The 18,559-nt window shown below is 50.8% G+C and carries 16 protein-coding genes; 8 read left to right on the forward strand and 8 right to left on the reverse strand.

The window, feature by feature from the left end; translation table 11 throughout:
- The first annotated feature begins 241 nt into the window (after nucleotides 1-241).
- Together E0D98_RS12935 and mdtD are read left to right on the forward strand one after the other, a co-directional pair.
- Entirely contained in the window at nucleotides 242-934 is a 693-nt protein-coding gene (locus tag E0D98_RS12935; protein ID WP_001131168.1) for a FadR/GntR family transcriptional regulator, read from the forward strand.
- A 22-nt stretch (nucleotides 935-956) separates the two neighbouring features.
- The gene (gene mdtD / locus E0D98_RS12940; RefSeq protein WP_001280887.1) at nucleotides 957-2,384 is read left to right on the forward strand and encodes a multidrug transporter subunit MdtD; all 1,428 of its coding nucleotides are present in this window, start codon (nucleotides 957-959) and stop codon (nucleotides 2,382-2,384) included.
- On the opposite strand, the gene rbsR is transcribed toward mdtD, so the two are convergent.
- From rbsR to kup, 7 genes are all read right to left on the reverse strand, one after another.
- On the reverse strand, nucleotides 2,350-3,342 hold the full coding sequence (gene rbsR, locus E0D98_RS12945) for a ribose operon transcriptional repressor RbsR (protein WP_000224470.1): 993 nt from the start codon (nucleotides 3,340-3,342) through the stop codon (nucleotides 2,350-2,352). The two genes, mdtD and rbsR, sit on opposite strands and share 35 nt — an antisense overlap.
- Nucleotides 3,343-3,345: 3 nt before the next feature.
- Nucleotides 3,346-4,275 (reverse strand): ribokinase, encoded by a 930-nt coding sequence (rbsK, locus tag E0D98_RS12950; protein WP_001300603.1) that lies wholly within the window; start codon nucleotides 4,273-4,275, stop codon nucleotides 3,346-3,348.
- Between the two features lie 125 nt (nucleotides 4,276-4,400).
- Nucleotides 4,401-5,291, reverse strand: a complete 891-nt coding sequence (rbsB, locus tag E0D98_RS12955) for a ribose ABC transporter substrate-binding protein RbsB (RefSeq protein ID WP_001056273.1) — start codon at nucleotides 5,289-5,291, stop codon at nucleotides 4,401-4,403.
- A 24-nt stretch (nucleotides 5,292-5,315) separates the two neighbouring features.
- On the reverse strand, nucleotides 5,316-6,281 hold the full coding sequence (rbsC, locus tag E0D98_RS12960; protein ID WP_000211858.1) for a ribose ABC transporter permease: 966 nt from the start codon (nucleotides 6,279-6,281) through the stop codon (nucleotides 5,316-5,318).
- A gap of 4 nt (nucleotides 6,282-6,285) precedes the next feature.
- Complete coding sequence (rbsA, locus tag E0D98_RS12965; RefSeq protein ID WP_000387753.1) at nucleotides 6,286-7,791, reverse strand: ribose ABC transporter ATP-binding protein RbsA; 1,506 nt, start codon at nucleotides 7,789-7,791, stop codon at nucleotides 6,286-6,288.
- 7 nt (nucleotides 7,792-7,798) lie between these two features.
- The gene (gene rbsD, locus E0D98_RS12970; RefSeq protein ID WP_000715936.1) at nucleotides 7,799-8,218 is read right to left on the reverse strand and encodes a D-ribose pyranase; all 420 of its coding nucleotides are present in this window, start codon (nucleotides 8,216-8,218) and stop codon (nucleotides 7,799-7,801) included.
- A gap of 166 nt (nucleotides 8,219-8,384) precedes the next feature.
- Nucleotides 8,385-10,253: a low affinity potassium transporter Kup gene (gene kup, locus E0D98_RS12975; RefSeq protein ID WP_000102319.1), complete on the reverse strand. Its 1,869-nt coding sequence runs from the start codon at nucleotides 10,251-10,253 to the stop codon at nucleotides 8,385-8,387.
- A gap of 222 nt (nucleotides 10,254-10,475) precedes the next feature.
- Here kup and ravA point away from each other — a divergent pair, with 222 nt between their 5' ends.
- Both ravA and viaA read left to right on the forward strand, forming a co-directional pair.
- Nucleotides 10,476-11,972 carry an ATPase RavA gene (ravA, locus tag E0D98_RS12980; RefSeq protein ID WP_001440845.1) on the forward strand — a complete coding sequence of 499 codons (1,497 nt, stop codon included), beginning with the start codon at nucleotides 10,476-10,478 and terminating at the stop codon, nucleotides 11,970-11,972.
- Nucleotides 11,966-13,417 (forward strand): ATPase RavA stimulator ViaA, encoded by a 1,452-nt coding sequence (viaA, locus tag E0D98_RS12985; protein ID WP_000956630.1) that lies wholly within the window; start codon nucleotides 11,966-11,968, stop codon nucleotides 13,415-13,417. The genes ravA and viaA overlap by 7 nt, the downstream gene beginning before the upstream one ends.
- Before the next feature lie 4 nt (nucleotides 13,418-13,421).
- Here viaA and asnA read toward each other — a convergent pair whose 3' ends face one another.
- Nucleotides 13,422-14,414: an aspartate--ammonia ligase gene (asnA, locus tag E0D98_RS12990; protein ID WP_000845133.1), complete on the reverse strand. Its 993-nt coding sequence runs from the start codon at nucleotides 14,412-14,414 to the stop codon at nucleotides 13,422-13,424.
- A gap of 151 nt (nucleotides 14,415-14,565) precedes the next feature.
- Between asnA and asnC the strand changes: the two genes are divergently transcribed.
- The 4 genes from asnC to rsmG all read left to right on the forward strand — a co-directional run bounded on the left by asnC (nucleotide 14,566) and on the right by rsmG (nucleotide 18,512).
- Complete coding sequence (gene asnC, locus E0D98_RS12995; RefSeq protein WP_000432970.1) at nucleotides 14,566-15,024, forward strand: transcriptional regulator AsnC; 459 nt, start codon at nucleotides 14,566-14,568, stop codon at nucleotides 15,022-15,024.
- Between the two features lie 89 nt (nucleotides 15,025-15,113).
- The gene (gene mioC / locus E0D98_RS13000; protein WP_000763735.1) at nucleotides 15,114-15,557 is read left to right on the forward strand and encodes an FMN-binding protein MioC; all 444 of its coding nucleotides are present in this window, start codon (nucleotides 15,114-15,116) and stop codon (nucleotides 15,555-15,557) included.
- A gap of 378 nt (nucleotides 15,558-15,935) precedes the next feature.
- The gene (gene mnmG / locus E0D98_RS13005) at nucleotides 15,936-17,825 is read left to right on the forward strand and encodes a tRNA uridine-5-carboxymethylaminomethyl(34) synthesis enzyme MnmG (RefSeq protein WP_000499788.1); all 1,890 of its coding nucleotides are present in this window, start codon (nucleotides 15,936-15,938) and stop codon (nucleotides 17,823-17,825) included.
- 63 nt (nucleotides 17,826-17,888) lie between these two features.
- Complete coding sequence (gene rsmG, locus E0D98_RS13010) at nucleotides 17,889-18,512, forward strand: 16S rRNA (guanine(527)-N(7))-methyltransferase RsmG (RefSeq protein WP_000932831.1); 624 nt, start codon at nucleotides 17,889-17,891, stop codon at nucleotides 18,510-18,512.
- Nucleotides 18,513-18,559 lie beyond the last annotated feature (47 nt).

Genomic DNA, 18,559 nt, shown 5'->3' on the forward strand with positions numbered 1-18,559 from the left:
CTCAGGAGAACCCCGCTGACCCGGCGGCGTGTTTGCCGTTGTTCCGTGTCAGTGGTGGCGCATTATAGGGAGTTATTCCGGCCTGACAAGAGGAAATTTAAAATAATTTTCTGACCGCGCATTTTTTCAGCAAAAGCCCCGTTAATGTGCCATAAAACAAGCAATTTGCCGTTTTTGCAACCGTAATCACACTTCCTGGTGGCATACTAAGGAGGAATAAAAAGAAAAAGGAAGATTAGTAATGCCTTTAAGCGCACAACAGTTAGCTGCACAGAAAAACCTTTCGTATGTTCTGGCTGAGAAGCTGGCGCAACGCATCTTAAAAGGTGAATATGAACCCGGCACCATTTTGCCTGGTGAGATTGAGCTGGGCGAGCAATTTGGAGTGAGTCGTACAGCGGTACGCGAAGCGGTCAAAACGTTAACGGCAAAAGGGATGGTTTTACCGCGACCGCGAATTGGTACCCGGGTCATGCCACAATCAAACTGGAATTTTCTTGATCAGGAATTGCTTACCTGGTGGATGACAGAAGAGAACTTTCATCAGGTCATCGATCACTTTCTGGTTATGCGTATCTGTCTGGAGCCGCAAGCTTGCCTACTGGCTGCAACGGTTGGCACCGCGGAACAGAAGGCGCATCTCAATACGTTAATGGCCGAAATGGCGGCATTAAAAGAGAACTTTCGCCGTGAACGCTGGATCGAAGTCGATATGGCCTGGCATGAGCATATCTATGAAATGAGCGCCAATCCGTTTTTGACCTCATTCGCCTCGCTATTCCATTCGGTTTATCACACTTACTTCACGTCAATTACCAGCGACACAGTGATAAAGCTGGATCTGCACCAGGCGATTGTCGATGCGATTGTCCAAAGCGATGGCGACGCGGCATTTAAAGCTTGTCAGGCGCTGCTACGCTTACCTGATAAGTGACAACCCGATAACAGGACATTGAATGAGCGATAAAAAGAATCGCAGTATGGCGGGTTTGCCGTGGATCGCGGCGATGGCCTTCTTCATGCAGGCACTTGATGCCACTATTCTGAATACCGCCTTACCCGCAATCGCTCATAGCCTTAATCGTTCTCCTCTCGCGATGCAATCAGCCATCATCAGTTATACGCTGACGGTGGCGATGCTTATTCCGGTAAGCGGATGGCTAGCCGATCGCTTCGGTACGCGTCGCATTTTTACCCTTGCCGTGAGTCTGTTCACATTGGGTTCTCTGGCCTGCGCACTTTCTAATTCGCTACCACAGCTGGTTGTCTTCCGGGTTATTCAGGGGATAGGCGGCGCAATGATGATGCCTGTTGCTCGGCTGGCCTTACTGCGCGCTTATCCTCGTAATGAACTTCTTCCAGTATTAAATTTTGTCGCTATGCCGGGTCTGGTGGGGCCAATTTTAGGCCCCGTTCTTGGCGGCGTGCTGGTCACCTGGGCAACCTGGCACTGGATATTTTTAATCAATATCCCCATAGGTATTGCGGGCCTTCTTTACGCGCGCAAACATATGCCCAATTTCACCACCGCACGACGCAGATTCGATATCACTGGCTTTTTGCTGTTTGGCCTCAGCCTTGTTCTCTTCTCAAGCGGAATAGAGCTATTCGGGGAAAAGATTGTCGCCAGCTGGATTGCCTTGACGGTAATTGTCACCAGCATCGGGTTACTGCTTCTCTATATTCTCCATGCGCGACACACGCCAAACCCATTAATTTCATTAGATTTATTTAAAACCCGCACTTTCTCAATCGGTATCGTAGGCAATATTGCAACCCGTCTGGGGACCGGTTGTGTACCGTTCCTTATGCCATTGATGTTACAGGTAGGATTTGGTTATCAGGCGTTTATTGCCGGCTGTATGATGGCACCGACAGCGTTAGGTTCCATTATTGCAAAATCGATGGTTACCCAAGTCTTACGTCGTCTGGGCTATCGCCATACGTTAGTGGGGATCACGGTGATTATTGGGCTAATGATCGCTCAGTTCTCTTTGCAATCACCGGCAATGGCGATATGGATGCTGATCTTGCCGTTGTTTATATTAGGGATGGCTATGTCGACGCAATTTACCGCGATGAATACCATCACACTTGCCGATCTGACCGATGACAACGCCAGCAGCGGTAACAGTGTTCTGGCGGTCACGCAGCAACTGTCGATTAGTTTAGGCGTTGCTGTAAGTGCGGCCGTCCTTCGCGTTTATGAAGGGATGGAAGGCACAACGACTGTCGAACAATTCCACTATACGTTTATCACGATGGGCATTATTACTGTTGCTTCAGCAGCAATGTTCATGCTTCTGAAAACAACCGATGGTAATAATTTGATCAAAAGACAGCGTAAATCTAAGCCGAACCGCGTTCCATCAGAATCGGAGTAAGTTGTAATCGTTGTTGCTGAAGGGTCGGCTGGGTTATCCGATGGATGAGTACATCAATCGCCAGCTCCCCCAGTTCATCTTTCGGTTGGTGGATAGTGGTTAATGGTGGCGTCATAAAGCTTGCCAGTTCGATATCGTCATAGCCAATCACCGCGATATCCTGCGGAACCTGTAACTCTGCCTGATATAACGCCTGGTAAACGCCAACAGCCATAGCGTCATTTCCGGTAAAGACGGCCTGAGGACGCAGCGGATGTGATAACAGTTGGCGCATGGCGTCAAACCCGCCGTTAAATTCAAAATCACCAGTGACTTCATAGCCATCAGGAATGTTGAGACCCGCACGTTTCATCGCCGCCCGATAACCTTCCAACCGCAGGCGCGCCGGAGTTTTATCCAGCGGACCGGTAATACAGGCGATACGGGTATGACCTTTATCGATCAGATATTGCGTTGCTAAGTCTCCGCCCAGCAACGAGTTATCCTGAATAAGATCGCTGTCGCCATCGAACGGAGCCCAGTCCATCATCACAGTAGGCACTGTCGGATAACGTTGCATGATTTCACGCGAAGGTTGATGCGTTTCGGTGCACAGTAACAGCAAGCCATCAACGCGTTTTTGCATCAGCGTTTCCAGATTGCGATTCATCCGCTGTTCATCGCCTTCGGTATTGCAAAGGACGAGACTATAACCGCGTTCGAAGCAGCTGCGTTCAACGCCACGCACCAGTTCTGAATAGAAAGGATTGGTACTGGCAGTGATCAACATGCCAATGGTATGTGTTTGATTGAGTTTGAGGCTACGCGCCAGGGCTGATGGCGCGTAATTGAGTTCTTTAATCGCCGCTTCAACTTTGGCGGTAATCGCTTCACTGACGAAGCGATCTTTATTGATAACGTGAGAAACTGTTGAGGTAGAAACGCCCGCCAGGCGGGCAACATCTTTCATTGTAGCCAAGCGTCACCTCTGCCTGTCTAAAAATGCGTCGATCTCTTCACGCCACGGTACGGAAGGTTGTGCGCCTTTACGTGTTACGGCAATCGCAGCGGCAGCATGGGCAAACCGAATCGCCTCTGGCAATGGTTTTTCTTCCAGCAACGCCGTGATTAACGCGCCGTTAAAGGTATCTCCGGCAGCAATGGTATCGACAGCCTGCACCCGGAATCCAGGAACGCGCTGACCTTCACCATTCACGCTAGCCCATACACCACGACTTCCTAAAGTAATCAGTACAGTACGGATACCTTTTTCATGCAGTACCTGCGCCGCCTTCGCTGCATCTTCATCATTTTCAACACGAATACCGGTGAGCTTTTCTGCTTCCGTTTCGTTTGGCGTAATAATGTCCACCAGCGCCAGCAGTTCGTCAGGAAGTTCGCGAGCCGGAGCCGGGTTAAGCGCAACGATAGTCTTATTTTGATGGGCGATTTTCGCCGCTGCCATCACACTTTCGAGTGGTGATTCCAGCTGCATTAATAATGCTGACGCGTTGGCAATACGCTCACGTTGCGCTTCCACCAGCGCCGGGGAAAGGGCAGCATTAGCGCCGGCATGAATACCGATGACATTCTCACCTTCGCCATTAACAAAAATCAGCGCCACACCTGTTGATTCGCCTTTGATCACGCTGACCGGAGTAATATCAATGTTATCAGTGGCGAGCTGCTGGCGAACGCTCTCACCAATGCTGTCATCACCCGTACAGGCAATAAACGCGATATTCGCACCGCTACGCCCAGCAGCCACAGCCTGATTCGCGCCTTTGCCGCCAAATGCAACCTGATAGTGGTTACCGGTTACGGTTTCGCCTGGAGTAGGAAAAGATTGAAGATTAAGAATGTGGTCAGCATTAATGCTGCCAAGAACAACGAGGCTGCCTGCGTTTTGCATATTCGGGATGTCCATAAAATGCGCCACCGTGTTAGGGTGGCGCGTGCCCTGCTTTTCTTTATATTACACGTTCATCTGTCGATGACGTATTTATGTCACCATCAGGTCATACAACCTGATTAAAACTACTGCTTAACAACCAGTTTCAGATCAACCGGATACTTAGCCTGAACTTTCTCGCCTTTCAGCACTTTATCTGCGGTTTCGACGCCTTTCGCGCCAATCTGATCGGGTAGCTGAGCGATAGTCGCTGCTAGTTTGCCATCATTCACCGCTTTTTCGCCATCCGGTGTACCGTCAAATCCGACGACCATCACATCCGATTTACCGGCAGTTTGCAGTGCGCGCAGCGCGCCCAGCGCCATTTCATCATTCTGCGCGAATACAGCCTGAACATCCGGATGAGCGGTCAACAGGTTCTGCATTACGTTCAAACCTTTAGTGCGATCAAAATCTGCTGGCTGGCTGGCAAGAACATTAAACTTGTGAGCAGCAACGGCCTGCTGGAAGCCTTCGCCACGTTCACGGGCTGCGGATGTACCAGCAATGCCTTGCAGCTCGATAACTTTGGCACCTTCACCCGCTTTCTTCGCGATGTAATCACCGGCGATTTTGCCACCCAGTACGTTATCAGAAGCAATGTGGCTCACCACTTCACCTTTCGTTGCCTGGCGGTCAAGAGTGATAACCGGGATGTTCGCCTGGTTAGCCATCTTCACAGCATTACCTACTGCGTCGGAGTCGGTCGGGTTAATCAGCAGAATTTTGGTGCCGCGAACGGTTAAGTCCTGCACGTTCGCCAGCTCTTTCGCCGGGTTGTTCTGGGAGTCCAGCACCACCAGGTTATAGCCAAGCTTATCCGCCTCTTTCTGCGCGCCATCTTTCAGCGATACAAAGAACGGGTTGTTAAGCGTGGAGACCACCAGCGCGATGGTGTCTTTTGCCATCGCATTCGCACTGACGGTGGCGCTTAGCGCAACAGCGGAAACCAGGGTAGCCAGTTTTTTCATGTTCATATTCAAGATGTCCTGTAGTCGTTATTACTGCTTTTTGTTGTCTACCAGCACCGCCAGCAAAATCACCACCGCTTTGACGATCATCTGGTAATAGGAGGAAACACCTAACAAATTCAATCCATTATTAAGGAAGCCAAGAATTAATGCGCCGATCAACGTCCCAACAATGCGACCTTTTCCGCCCGCCAGACTCGTACCGCCCAGAACCACCGCAGCAATAGCATCCAGCTCATAGCCAGTCCCCGCCGTGGGTTGTGCGGAGGAGAGACGCGCCACTTCAATGATCCCGGCCAGCGATGCCAGCAGACCACAAAGAGAATAGACGATGATTTTGATTTTATTGACGTTGATACCAGAAAGACGCGTTGCTGCTTCGTTGCCGCCCAGCGCGTAGATGTAACGCCCCAGACGCGTGTGATGCAGCATGTACCAGGCCGCGAGGAAGACAATCCCCATGATCCAGACTGGCGTCGGTACGCCCAGCGGACGACCAATACCAAACCAGCCAAACAGATCGGCGTTCTCAGTAAAGCCGGTATTCACTGGGCTACCGTTGGTATAAACCATGGTCACGCCGCGCAGTAAAAGCATCATAACCAGCGTAGCGATAAACGCCTGAACGCGACCTTTCGCTACAATCACCCCGGTTACCGCACCAATTGCGGCACCTAACGCGAGAGCAGCAGCGACAGCCACCAGCGCATTGACTTCAATGCCGACGATAGATGCAGCAACTGCGCCGGTTAGCGCCAACAGAGAACCTACAGACAAGTCGATGCCCGACGTCAGGATCACCAGCGTCATCCCGACCGCCATAATGGCGTTCACCGAGGTTTGCTGGAGAATATTGAATAAGTTATTGATGGTGAAAAAGTTCGGGCTTAACGTCGAGACAATCGCGATCAGCACCAGCAGAGCGATAAGCGATTTCTGCTCCATCAGCCACGCTTTCGTGAAATAACGGCGACCAGAGACAGTCTGGGTTGTCATTTTTTTACTCCTGATTCACGCGATTAAGCTTGCCCACAGCGGCAGCCATTAACACTTCCTGGGTGGCCTGCTCACGAGTAAATTCCCCGCTGAGATGCCCTTCATGCATGACGATGATGCGATCGCTCATGCCTAATACTTCTGGCATCTCCGATGACACCAGAATGATGCTCAAGCCATCGGCTTTGAACTGGTTAATCAGTTGATAGATCTCTTTTTTCGCGCCGACATCTACGCCACGGGTAGGTTCATCAAGGATCAACACTTTGGGGCGTGTCATCAGACCGCGGGCAATCGCCACTTTTTGCTGATTGCCACCGGAAAGCAGACCAATTGCCTGTTCCATCGACGGTGTTTTCACATTAAACAGACGAATGAAATCACTCACAGCCTGCTGTTCATCGGCATGCTTCAAACTGCCGCCAGCGCGGCTGAAGTAGCGCAGCGCTGTCAGCGACATGTTCTCTTTTACTGACATGCCCAACACTAAACCGTCACGTTTACGGTCTTCGGAGATATACACAATGCCGCTTGCCAGGCCATCCTGCGGTGAACGGGTAACGACTTCATGCCCATCCAGGGTGACGTAACCGCTGGTGCGCGGTAGTGCGCCGTAGAGCACTTTCATCAGTTCGGTACGACCTGCGCCCATCAAACCAGAGACGCCAAGAATTTCGCCTTTGCGTAAAGTAAAAGAGACATCGTTAACGCCAGGTCCGCAGAGATTATCGACTTTCAGGCGGATATCTCCCGGCGCTTTGTCCAGGTGTGGATATTGATCTTCCAGCTTGCGGCCCACCATCATCTCAATCAGCGAATCTTCGGTCAGTGATGCCACTTCGCGCTCAGCAATAAATTGCCCGTCACGAAAAACGGTAACGTCATCGCAAATCTCGAAGATTTCTTTCATGCGGTGGGAGATATAGACAATACCGCGGCCTTGCGATTTCAGCTCGCGTATGACGCGGAACAGGGATTCGGTTTCGGTATCGGTCAGCGCATCGGTCGGTTCATCCATAATGATGACTTTCGACTCAAAGCTCAGCACTTTGGCGATTTCAACCATTTGCTGGTCACCGATGGAAAGATCGCCCACCAGCTTGTCGCTTTTAAAGCGCAGGTTAAGTTTAGCCAGCAATTTATCCGCTTCGGCATACATGGTTTTCCAGTCAATTTTGCCAAAGCGATTAACAAACTCACGACCGAGGAAAATGTTTTCGGCAATGGTCAACTGCGGGATCAGGTTCAGTTCCTGATGGATAATCCCAATCCCGGCTTCCTGGGAAGATTTCGGCCCGGTAAATGTCGTTTCTTTCCCCAGCCATAAAAGCGTGCCGGCATCGCGAGCATAGATACCAGTAAGCACTTTCATCATGGTGGATTTACCCGCGCCGTTTTCGCCCACCAGCGCCATCACGCGGCCCGGATAGACATTTAACGCTGCGCCCGAGAGGGCTTTTACGCCCGGGAAGGCTTTATCGATGCCTTTAAGCTGAAGTAATGCTTCCATGACGGCCTCAGAACGTCACGCCAGCACAGAGAATGATATTCGCATACGGAGAACATTCTCCGCTGCGAATTACCGCCTGACTTTCTGCGGTTTGTTGTTTGAATTGTTCATGCGTGGTGTAACGAATTTCAATGGTATTTCCCTGGTGTTTTTGCAGCTGCTCAAGGTGAGTGAGCAACGTTTCGTGGAGTTGCGGATTATGTTGTTTGATCTCTTCCGCGATAATGGCAGCCTCGACCTGCATTTCATTTGTGACGACGCCCAGCACCTGCATAAAAGAAGGTACACCCTGGGTTAATGCCATATCGATACGCGTTGTACTTTTGGGGATGGGTAAACCAGCATCACACACCACCAGCGTATCGGTATGTCCCAGACGGGAGATCACCGATGAAATATCAGAATTAAGAACGGTGCCTTTTTTCATTTTTTTCTCCATCAGCGAAACGTTTCGCTGACCCGCAGTTTAATCCTGACTGAGTTGGGAAAACCATCGTGACGTTACGGAAATGTGATCAACCTCGAAACGTTTTACATGGTGATTAACCATGAAAACAAAAACGCCCCCTTATGGAGAAAGGAGGCGTCTGGCGTTAGATTTCGACCTGAGTACCCAGTTCGATAACCCTGTTTGGCGGAATTTCAAATTGATCTGGTGCACGCAGCGCATTACGTTGCAGCAGCAAGTACAGCTTGCCGCGCAGACGCAAATACCACGGGCGTTTGCCGAGGATCAACGACTCATGCGACATAAAGAAGGAGGTTTCCATCATCCGGCAACTTAATCCTTCCAGACCGCAGCGGTGGAAAACTTCTTCCACGTTTGGCGTTTCTCGCCAACCATAACTTGCCACCACGCGCCAGAAAGTGGGCGACAGTTGTTCAATCTGTACCCGACGGACATTATGGACATATGGCGCGTCTTCGGTACGCAGAGTTAACAGAATCACCCGCTCATGCAATACCTTGTTATGTTTAAGGTTATGCATCAGCGCAAAGGGAATGACGTTGATTGCACGCGACATATACACCGCGGTCCCGGGCACGCGAACAGGCGGTGATTTCTCCAGCGAAGCAATCATCGCTTCCAGAGAGTTACCATGTTCATGCATCCGCCGCAGCAAGCGGAAACGCTCGCTCTTCCAGGTGGTCATCACGATAAACATCACAGTACCGAGGCTCAATGGCAACCAGCCGCCGGAGAGCAGTTTATCGAGGTTAGCGGTGAACAATGGAATATCGACACAAAGGAAAGCAATCAGGATCAGCGCAACAAAATACTTATTCCAGTGCCAGTTCTGACGTGCCACGGTAGTCGAGAGAATAGACGTCAGCACCATGGTTCCGGTCACCGCAATCCCGTACGCCGCCGCCAGGTTGCTGGAGTGCTCAAAGCTGACAATCACAATCACGACCGCGACATAGAGCATCCAGTTCACAAACGGAATATAGATTTGCCCTGACTCCATTTCGGAGGTGTGAATAATGCGCATCGGCGACAAATATCCCAGACGTACCGCCTGACGCGTCAATGAGAAGACGCCAGAGATAACCGCCTGCGAGGCAATTACCGTCGCCAGTGCGGCGATGATCAGCAGCGGGATCAGCGCCCAGTCCGGTGCCAACAGGAAGAACGGGTTCTTAATCGCTTCCGGGTTCTTTAACAACAGCGCTCCCTGACCGAAGTAATTAAGGGTCAAGGAAGGTAATACGACGGTGAACCACGCCAGGCGAATAGGGAACTTACCAAAGTGCCCCATATCAGCATACAGCGCCTCGACCCCCGTAATCGACAACACCACTGCCCCTAATGCAATAAAAGAAACCGTTTTGTATTCAAGGAAGAAATGCACCGCCCACATTGGATTCAGCGCATGCAGCACTTCCGGGTTAGCAATAATGCTACGTAACCCCAGTCCTGCCAGAATCAAAAACCAGGTCAGCATGATCGGCGCAAACAGCTTACCGACCATAGCCGTGCCATGTTTTTGAATCATAAATAATAAAGTGAGAACGATAATTGAGAGGGGAACTATCCAGGTATCCAGCTGCGGGGCGACGATTTCCAGACCTTCAATGGCTGACATCACCGAAATAGCGGGTGTTATGACGACTTCACCATAGAAAAAGCTGCCGCCGATTAGCCCCATAATCACCAGCATTGATGTGGTTCGCGCCGACGTATTACGCCCGGCAAGCGACATCAACGTCAGGATCCCCCCCTCACCGGCGTTATCTGCCCGCATCACGAAGGTGAGATATTTAATGGAAACCACAAAGATTAGCAGCCAGAAGATCAGCGATAAAAAGCCAAACACGGCATCGCGTTCAACGCCAAAACCAAACTGGCCGGACAAACATTCACGAAGTGTATATAACGGGCTGGTACCAATATCGCCGTAGACAACTCCAATCGCCGCGAGGGTAATCGCGGGCAATGATTGCTTATTATCAGTGCTCATAGACTAGTCTTTCGTTGAAATATGAAATGTGTGCTTAGTCCCTTGGCCCACAAAAAAGCGCACAGTATGCACGATTAACGGCAAAATCGTACTCCTAAATGCGGCCACATTAACCTGGCTCAAAGAAAAATACCCCCCCTTTGAGACTATTTTAGCCACCAGCAAGAAACGTCTATACTCGCAATTTACGCAGAACTTTTGACGAAAGGACGCCACTTCATTATGGCTCACCCTCATTTATTAGCGGAAAGAATTTCCCGCCTGAGCAGTTCGTTGGAAAAGGGGCTTTATGAACGTAGCCACGCCATCCGCTTGTGTTTATTAGCGGCATTAAGTGGTGAAAGTGTGTTCCTCCTTGGCCCGCCAGGTATTGCCAAAAGTTTGATCGCCCGGCGCTTAAAATTCGCCTTTCAGAATGCCCGCGCGTTTGAATATCTGATGACCCGCTTCTCCACGCCGGAAGAAGTTTTTGGTCCCCTTTCTATTCAGGCGCTAAAAGATGAAGGGCGCTATGAACGTTTAACCAGCGGTTACCTGCCGGAAGCAGAAATTGTCTTTCTGGATGAGATCTGGAAAGCGGGCCCGGCAATTCTTAATACCTTGCTCACCGCCATTAACGAGCGCCAGTTCCGCAACGGTGCACACGTAGAAAAAATCCCGATGCGTCTGCTGGTGGCGGCCTCCAACGAGCTGCCGGAAGCAGACAGCAGTCTGGAAGCGTTATATGACCGCATGCTGATTCGTCTGTGGTTAGATAAAGTGCAGGATAAAGCGAATTTCCGCTCCATGCTGACCAGTCAACAGGATGAAAACGACAATCCGGTTCCTGATGCCTTGCAGGTCACAGATGAAGAATATGAACGCTGGCAGAAAGAGATTGGTGAAATTACGCTGCCCGATCATGTATTTGAGCTGATTTTTATGCTGCGCCAGCAACTGAATAAATTACCGGATGCGCCTTATGTCTCGGATCGTCGCTGGAAAAAAGCGATCCGATTATTGCAGGCCAGCGCCTTTTTTAGCGGTCGCAGTGCTGTTGCCCCGGTAGATCTCATTTTGCTGAAAGATTGCCTGTGGTATGACGCGCAAAGCCTGAATTTGATACAACAACAAATTGATGTATTGATGACCGGTCACGCCTGGCAACAGCAAGGGATGTTGACTCGCCTTGGCGCGATTGTGCAACGTCACCTGCAACTCCAGCAGCAACAAAGCGATAAAACAGCCTTAACGGTAATTCGTCTGGGCGGCATTTTCAGCCGTCGTCAGCAGTATCAACTTCCTGTTAACGTTACTGCTTCCACTCTGACTCTACTGCTGCAAAAACCGTTAAAACTGCATGATATGGAAGTGGTTCATATCTCCTTTGAGCGTAGCGCGCTGGAACAGTGGCTGAGCAAAGGTGGTGAAATTCGCGGTAAACTGAACGGTATCGGCTTTGCCCAGAAACTGAATCTGGAAGTTGATAGCGCCCAACATCTTGTCGTTCGCGATGTAAGTTTACAAGGCAGTACGCTGGCACTTCCCGGTTCATCGGCTGAAGGTCTGCCTGGTGAAATAAAACAACAACTGGAAGAGCTTGAAAGCGACTGGCGCAAGCAACACGCTTTATTCAGCGAACAGCAAAAATGTCTGTTTATCCCTGGCGACTGGTTAGGTCGCATTGAAGCCAGCCTACAGGATGTCGGTGCACAGATTCGCCAGGCACAACAATGCTAACGCTGGATACGCTTAATGTGATGCTGGCCGTCAGCGAAGAGGGATTGATCGAAGAGATGATCATCGCGCTGCTGGCCTCACCGCAGCTGGCAGTCTTCTTTGAAAAATTCCCACGACTGAAGGCGGCAATCACTGATGATGTTCCCCGCTGGCGTGAGGCGCTGCGCAGTCGGCTGAAAGATGCCCGAGTCCCGCCGGAACTCACCGAAGAGGTGATGTGCTATCAGCAAAGCCAGCTCCTCTCCACGCCGCAGTTTATTGTGCAGCTACCACAGATCCTGGACTTACTGCATCGTCTGAATTCCCCATGGGCAGAACAAGCCCGACAGTTGGTTGATGCTAACAGCACGATCACTTCAGCGTTACATACGCTTTTCCTCCAGCGTTGGCGTTTAAGTCTGATCGTGCAAGCAACGACGTTAAATCAACAGCTATTAGAAGAAGAACGCGAACAACTGTTAAGTGAAGTTCAGGAACGCATGACGCTGAGCGGACAACTTGAACCGATTCTCGCAGATAACAATACCGCAGCTGGTCGTCTGTGGGATATGAGCGCCGGTCAGCTTAAACGTGGCGACTATCAGTTGATTGTGAAATACGGTGAATTTCTTAACGAACAGCCGGAACTGAAACGCCTGGCAGAACAGCTGGGGCGTTCCCGGGAAGCCAAATCAATACCGCGTAACGATGCGCAGATGGAAGCCTTCCGCACCATGGTGCGCGAACCGGCAACTGTTCCTGAGCAGGTTGATGGTCTGCAACAAAGCGATGATATTTTACGTCTCCTGCCGCCAGAACTGGCGACACTAGGGATAACGGAACTGGAGTATGAGTTTTACCGTCGGCTGGTGGAAAAACAGTTGCTCACCTATCGCCTGCACGGTGAGTCGTGGCGTGAAAAAGTGATCGAACGTCCGGTGGTACATAAAGATTACGATGAACAGCCGCGCGGGCCGTTTATTGTCTGTGTGGATACTTCCGGCTCAATGGGCGGCTTTAATGAACAGTGTGCGAAAGCGTTCTGCCTGGCCTTGATGCGCATTGCTCTCGCTGAAAACCGGCGCTGCTATATTATGCTATTTTCCACCGAGATCGTCCGTTATGAGCTTTCAGGCCCACAAGGCATCGAACAAGCAATCCGTTTTTTAAGCCAGCAGTTTCGTGGCGGCACCGATCTTGCCAGTTGTTTTCGCGCCATTATGGAACGCTTGCAAAGCAGGGAATGGTTTGATGCCGACGCGGTGGTGATTTCTGATTTTATCGCTCAGCGGTTGCCTGACGACGTGACGAGTAAAGTGAAAGAGCTGCAGCGGGTACATCAGCATCGCTTTCATGCCGTGGCGATGTCGGCACACGGCAAACCCGGCATCATGCGCATTTTCGATCATATCTGGCGCTTTGATACCGGGATGCGAAGCCGCCTGCTCAGACGCTGGCGGCGATAAATTATTACAGCAGAGAAGGGACGTTCTCGCGAACAGCAGCTGGCCATACTCCACACTGAACCTGGCCGATATGCGGCAGTTGCAGCAGCAGCATGGTCAAACGAGACTGGCCGATACCGCCGCCGATGGTCTGCGGCATTTCACCGCGCAGCAGCGCCTGATGCCATTCCAGCTGCAGACGATCTTCATCACCGGTCAGCGCCAACTGATGCTTCAACGTGTCGGCATCCACGCGGATCCCCATGGAAGAAAGCTCAAACGCATCTTCCAGTACAGGGTTCCATACCAGAATATCGCCGTTCAGACCCGCATGGCCCAGCTCTGACGGGGTGCTCCAGTCATCATAATCCGGTGCGCGCACGTCGTGACGATGACCATCACTCAGCTTGCCGCCAATCCCGACGAGGAATACCGCGCCAAGATCTTTCGCAATCGCCCGCTCACGCCCTTTGGCATCGAGATCCGGATAACGAGACAGTAACTCCTGGCTGTGAACGAAGTGGATCTGATCCGGCAGGAACGGTGCCAAACCAAACTCTTCGCTAACTGCAGCTTCGGTTGCTTTAATTCCCGCCCAGATCGCCTCTACCGTGCTTTTCAGAGTCGAGAATTGACGCTCACCGTCGCCCATTACGCGTTCCCAGTCCCACTGGTCAACATAGACCGAGTGCAACGGAGAAAGACGCTCTTCATCGGGGCGAAGGGCTTTCATGTGCGTGTACAGCCCTTCGCCCGCGCTGAAGTCGTGTTGCCCTAAGGTCTGACGTTTCCACTTCGCCAGTGAATGAACCACTTCGAACTGGGCATCAGGCAGAGCTTTCACTTTTACCTGCACCGCTTTTTCACAGCCCGACAAGTTATCCTGCGTGCCATCCCCCACACGGCTAAGAATCGGCGCCTGGACTTCGATCAGCCCCAGACGTTCTTCCAGTTGGCGAGAAAAGTGAGATTTCACGAAGCTAATTTGGCGTTGTTTGGCAATGTAAGCGGTTTTCATTTTTTATACTCCTGCGTCCTGTTGCTTATGATTAAGCAACAAAAACCGACACACATTCAATAATCATTCAATAAAAAGCCTAACACACTTTTGATTCATTAAAAAAGAAGGCTAAAATAGAATGAATCATCAATCTGCATAAGAAAATCCTATGGAAAATTATCTGATCGACAATCTGGACCGTGGCATCCTGGAAGCATTAATGGGCAATGCGCGCACCGCTTACGCCGAACTGGCGAAACAATTTGGCGTCAGTCCGGGGACGATTCACGTTCGAGTAGAGAAAATGAAGCAGGCGGGGATCATTACCGGGGCGCGTATTGATGTCAGCCCGAAGCAGCTCGGTTATGACGTAGGCTGCTTTATCGGCATTATATTAAAGAGCGCCAAAGACTACCCTTCCGCGCTGGCAAAGCTGGAAAGCCTTGATGAAGTCACTGAAGCCTATTACACAACCGGCCACTACAGCATCTTTATAAAAGTAATGTGCCGTTCGATCGACGCTCTCCAGCATGTACTTATCAACAAGATCCAAACAATTGATGAAATTCAGTCCACCGAGACATTGATCGTCCTGCAAAACCCGATCATGCGTACTATCAAGCCCTGATCGGCTTTTTTAATCCCATACTTTTCCACAGGTAGATCCCAACGCGTTCACAGCGTACAATACGCCACTCTTAATAAAGGTGGCGGTTTATGGCAGATATCACTCTTATCAGCGGCAGCACCCTCGGCGGTGCCGAATATGTAGCAGAACACCTGGCTGAAAAGCTGGAAGAGGCGGGTTTTACCACCGAAACGCTGCACGGTCCGCTGTTGGAAGATTTATCTGCCTCGGGGATCTGGCTGATTATCAGCTCCACCCACGGTGCCGGAGATATTCCGGACAACCTTTCTCCTTTCTATGAAGCATTGCAGGAACAGAAGCCCGATCTTTCTGCGGTCCGCTTTGGCACAATCGGTATTGGTAGTCGTGAATATGACACCTTTTGTGGGGCTATCGATAAACTCGAGGCAGAACTCAAAAATTCCGGTGCAAAACAGACAGGCGAAACACTGAAGATCAACATTCTTGATCACGACATTCCGGAAGATCCGGCAGAAGAATGGCTGGGATCGTGGATTAATTTACTCAAATAAGTATACAGATCGTGCGATCTACTGTGGATAACTCTGTCAGGAAGCTTGGATCAACCGGTAGTTATCCAAGGAACAACGGTTGTTCAGTTTTTGAGTTGTGTATAACCCCTCATTCTGATCCCAGCTTATACGGTCCAGGATCACCGATCATTCACAGTTAATGATCCTTTCCAGGTTGTTGATCTTAAAAGCCGGATCCTTGTTATCCACAGGGCAGTGCGATCCTAATAAGAGATCACAATAGAACAGATCTCTAAATAAATAGATCTTCTTTTTAATACCCAGGATCCCAGGTCTTTCTCAAGCCGACAAAGTTGAGTAGAATCCACGGCCCGGGCTTCAATCCATTTTCATACCGCGTTATGCGAGGCAATCACCATGTTTTATCCGGATCCTTTTGACGTCATCATCATTGGCGGGGGTCATGCAGGCACCGAGGCCGCGATGGCCGCGGCGCGTATGGGTCAACAGACTCTGCTTTTGACACACAATATCGACACTCTGGGGCAGATGAGCTGCAACCCGGCGATCGGCGGTATTGGGAAGGGACATCTGGTAAAAGAAGTGGATGCACTCGGCGGTCTGATGGCGAAAGCGATCGATCAAGCGGGTATCCAGTTTAGGATACTAAACGCAAGCAAAGGACCGGCGGTTCGCGCTACCCGAGCTCAGGCGGATCGTGTGCTCTACCGTCAGGCGGTACGTACGGCGCTGGAGAACCAACCGAACCTGATGATCTTCCAGCAGGCGGTTGAAGATCTTATTGTCGAAAACGATCGCGTGGTCGGTGCTGTTACCCAAATGGGACTGAAGTTCCGTGCCAAAGCCGTCGTGCTCACCGTTGGGACGTTCCTCGACGGTAAAATTCATATCGGTCTGGATAATTACAGCGGTGGCCGTGCTGGTGATCCGCCGTCCATTCCGCTTTCTCGCCGTTTGCGTGAACTGCCGCTGCGCGTTGGTCGTCTGAAAACCGGGACACCACCGCGTATTGATGCTCGAACTATCGACTTTAGTGTGCTGGCGCAACAGCATGGCGATAACCCAATGCCGGTATTCTCGTTTATGGGCAATGCGTCCCAGCATCCCCAGCAGGTGCCGTGTTATATCACTCATACCAACGAGAAAACCCATGATGTGATCCGCAGTAACCTCGATCGTAGCCCAATGTATGCAGGGGTGATCGAAGGTGTCGGCCCACGCTACTGCCCGTCGATCGAAGACAAAGTCATGCGCTTCGCCGACAGAAATCAGCATCAGATCTTCCTTGAACCGGAAGGACTGACTTCTAACGAAATTTATCCGAACGGTATCTCCACCAGCCTGCCGTTCGATGTGCAGATGCAAATCGTCCGCTCTATGCAGGGGATGGAAAACGCGAAGATCGTGCGTCCGGGTTATGCCATTGAGTATGACTTCTTCGATCCTCGCGACCTGAAACCGACGCTGGAGAGCAAGTTTATCCAGGGGCTGTTCTTTGCTGGTCAGATTAACGGCACTACCGGTTACGAAGAAGCCGCTGCGCAAGGTTTGCTGGCCGGTCTTAACGCTGCCCGTCTGTCTGCTGACAAAGAAGGTTGGGCTCCGGCACGTTCTCAGGCGTATCTCGGCGTACTAGTTGATGACCTGTGCACTTTAGGAACCAAAGAACCGTATCGTATGTTTACTTCGCGCGCAGAATATCGTCTGATGCTACGCGAAGATAATGCGGATCTGCGTTTGACTGAAATCGGTCGTGAACTGGGCCTGGTGGATGACGAACGTTGGGCGCGCTTTAACGAGAAACTTGAGAATATCGAGCGTGAGCGTCAGCGTCTGAAATCGACCTGGGTAACCCCGTCGGCGGAAGCTGCAGCCGAAGTGAATGCTCACCTGACTGCGCCGCTTTCCCGTGAAGCCAGTGGTGAAGATCTGCTGCGTCGTCCGGAAATGACTTATGAAAAATTAACCACGCTGACGCCGTTTGCCCCTGCATTGACAGACGAACAGGCGGCGGAACAGGTTGAGATTCAGGTTAAATACGAAGGTTATATCGCGCGCCAGCAAGATGAGATCGAAAAGCAGCTGCGTAACGAGAACACCCTGCTACCCGCGACACTGGATTACCGCCAGGTATCCGGTCTTTCTAACGAAGTGATCGCCAAACTTAACGATCACAAACCAGCCTCTATCGGCCAAGCTTCGCGTATTTCTGGCGTCACGCCTGCGGCCATCTCCATTCTGCTGGTGTGGCTGAAAAAACAGGGTATGCTGCGTCGTAGCGCATAACGCATTAAAAATGCCTGGTAAGCACCCGCTTACCAGGCAACGCATCAAGAACAGGTAATCACCGTGCTCAACAAACTCTCCTTACTGCTGAAAGACGCAGGTATTTCGCTTACCGATCACCAGAAAAAACAGCTTATTGCCTACGTGAATATGCTGCATAAATGGAACAAAGCGTACAACCTGACTTCGGTCCGCGATCCTAATGAGATGCTGGTACGCCATATTCTCGATAGCATTGTGGTGGCACCGTATCTGCAAGGTGAACGGTTTATCGATGTCGGCACCGGACCAGGACTGCCAGGCATTCCACTCTCTATCGTGCGTCCTGAAGCCCATTTCACTCTGTTGGATAGCCTTGGTAAACGCGTGCGTTTCCTTCGTCAGGTGCAACATGAGCTTATACTGGAGAATATTGAACCAGTACAGAGCAGGGTAGAAGAGTTTCCTTCAGAGCCGCCATTTGATGGCGTAATTAGCCGCGCTTTTGCCTCTCTGAACGATATGGTGAGCTGGTGCCACCATCTTCCTGGTGAGCAAGGCCGTTTCTACGCGCTGAAAGGGCAAATGCCGGAAGATGAAATCGCTTTGTTGCCCGAAGAATATCAGGTCGAATCAGTGGTTAAACTTCAGGTTCCAGCCCTGGATGGCGAACGTCATCTGGTGGTGATTAAAGCAAATAAAATTTAATTTTTATCAAAAAAATCATAAAAAATTGACCGGTTAGACTGTTAACA

The sequence above is a fragment of the Escherichia sp. KCJ4928 genome (assembly GCF_004352695.1).
Lineage (GTDB): Bacteria > Pseudomonadota > Gammaproteobacteria > Enterobacterales > Enterobacteriaceae > ECMA0423.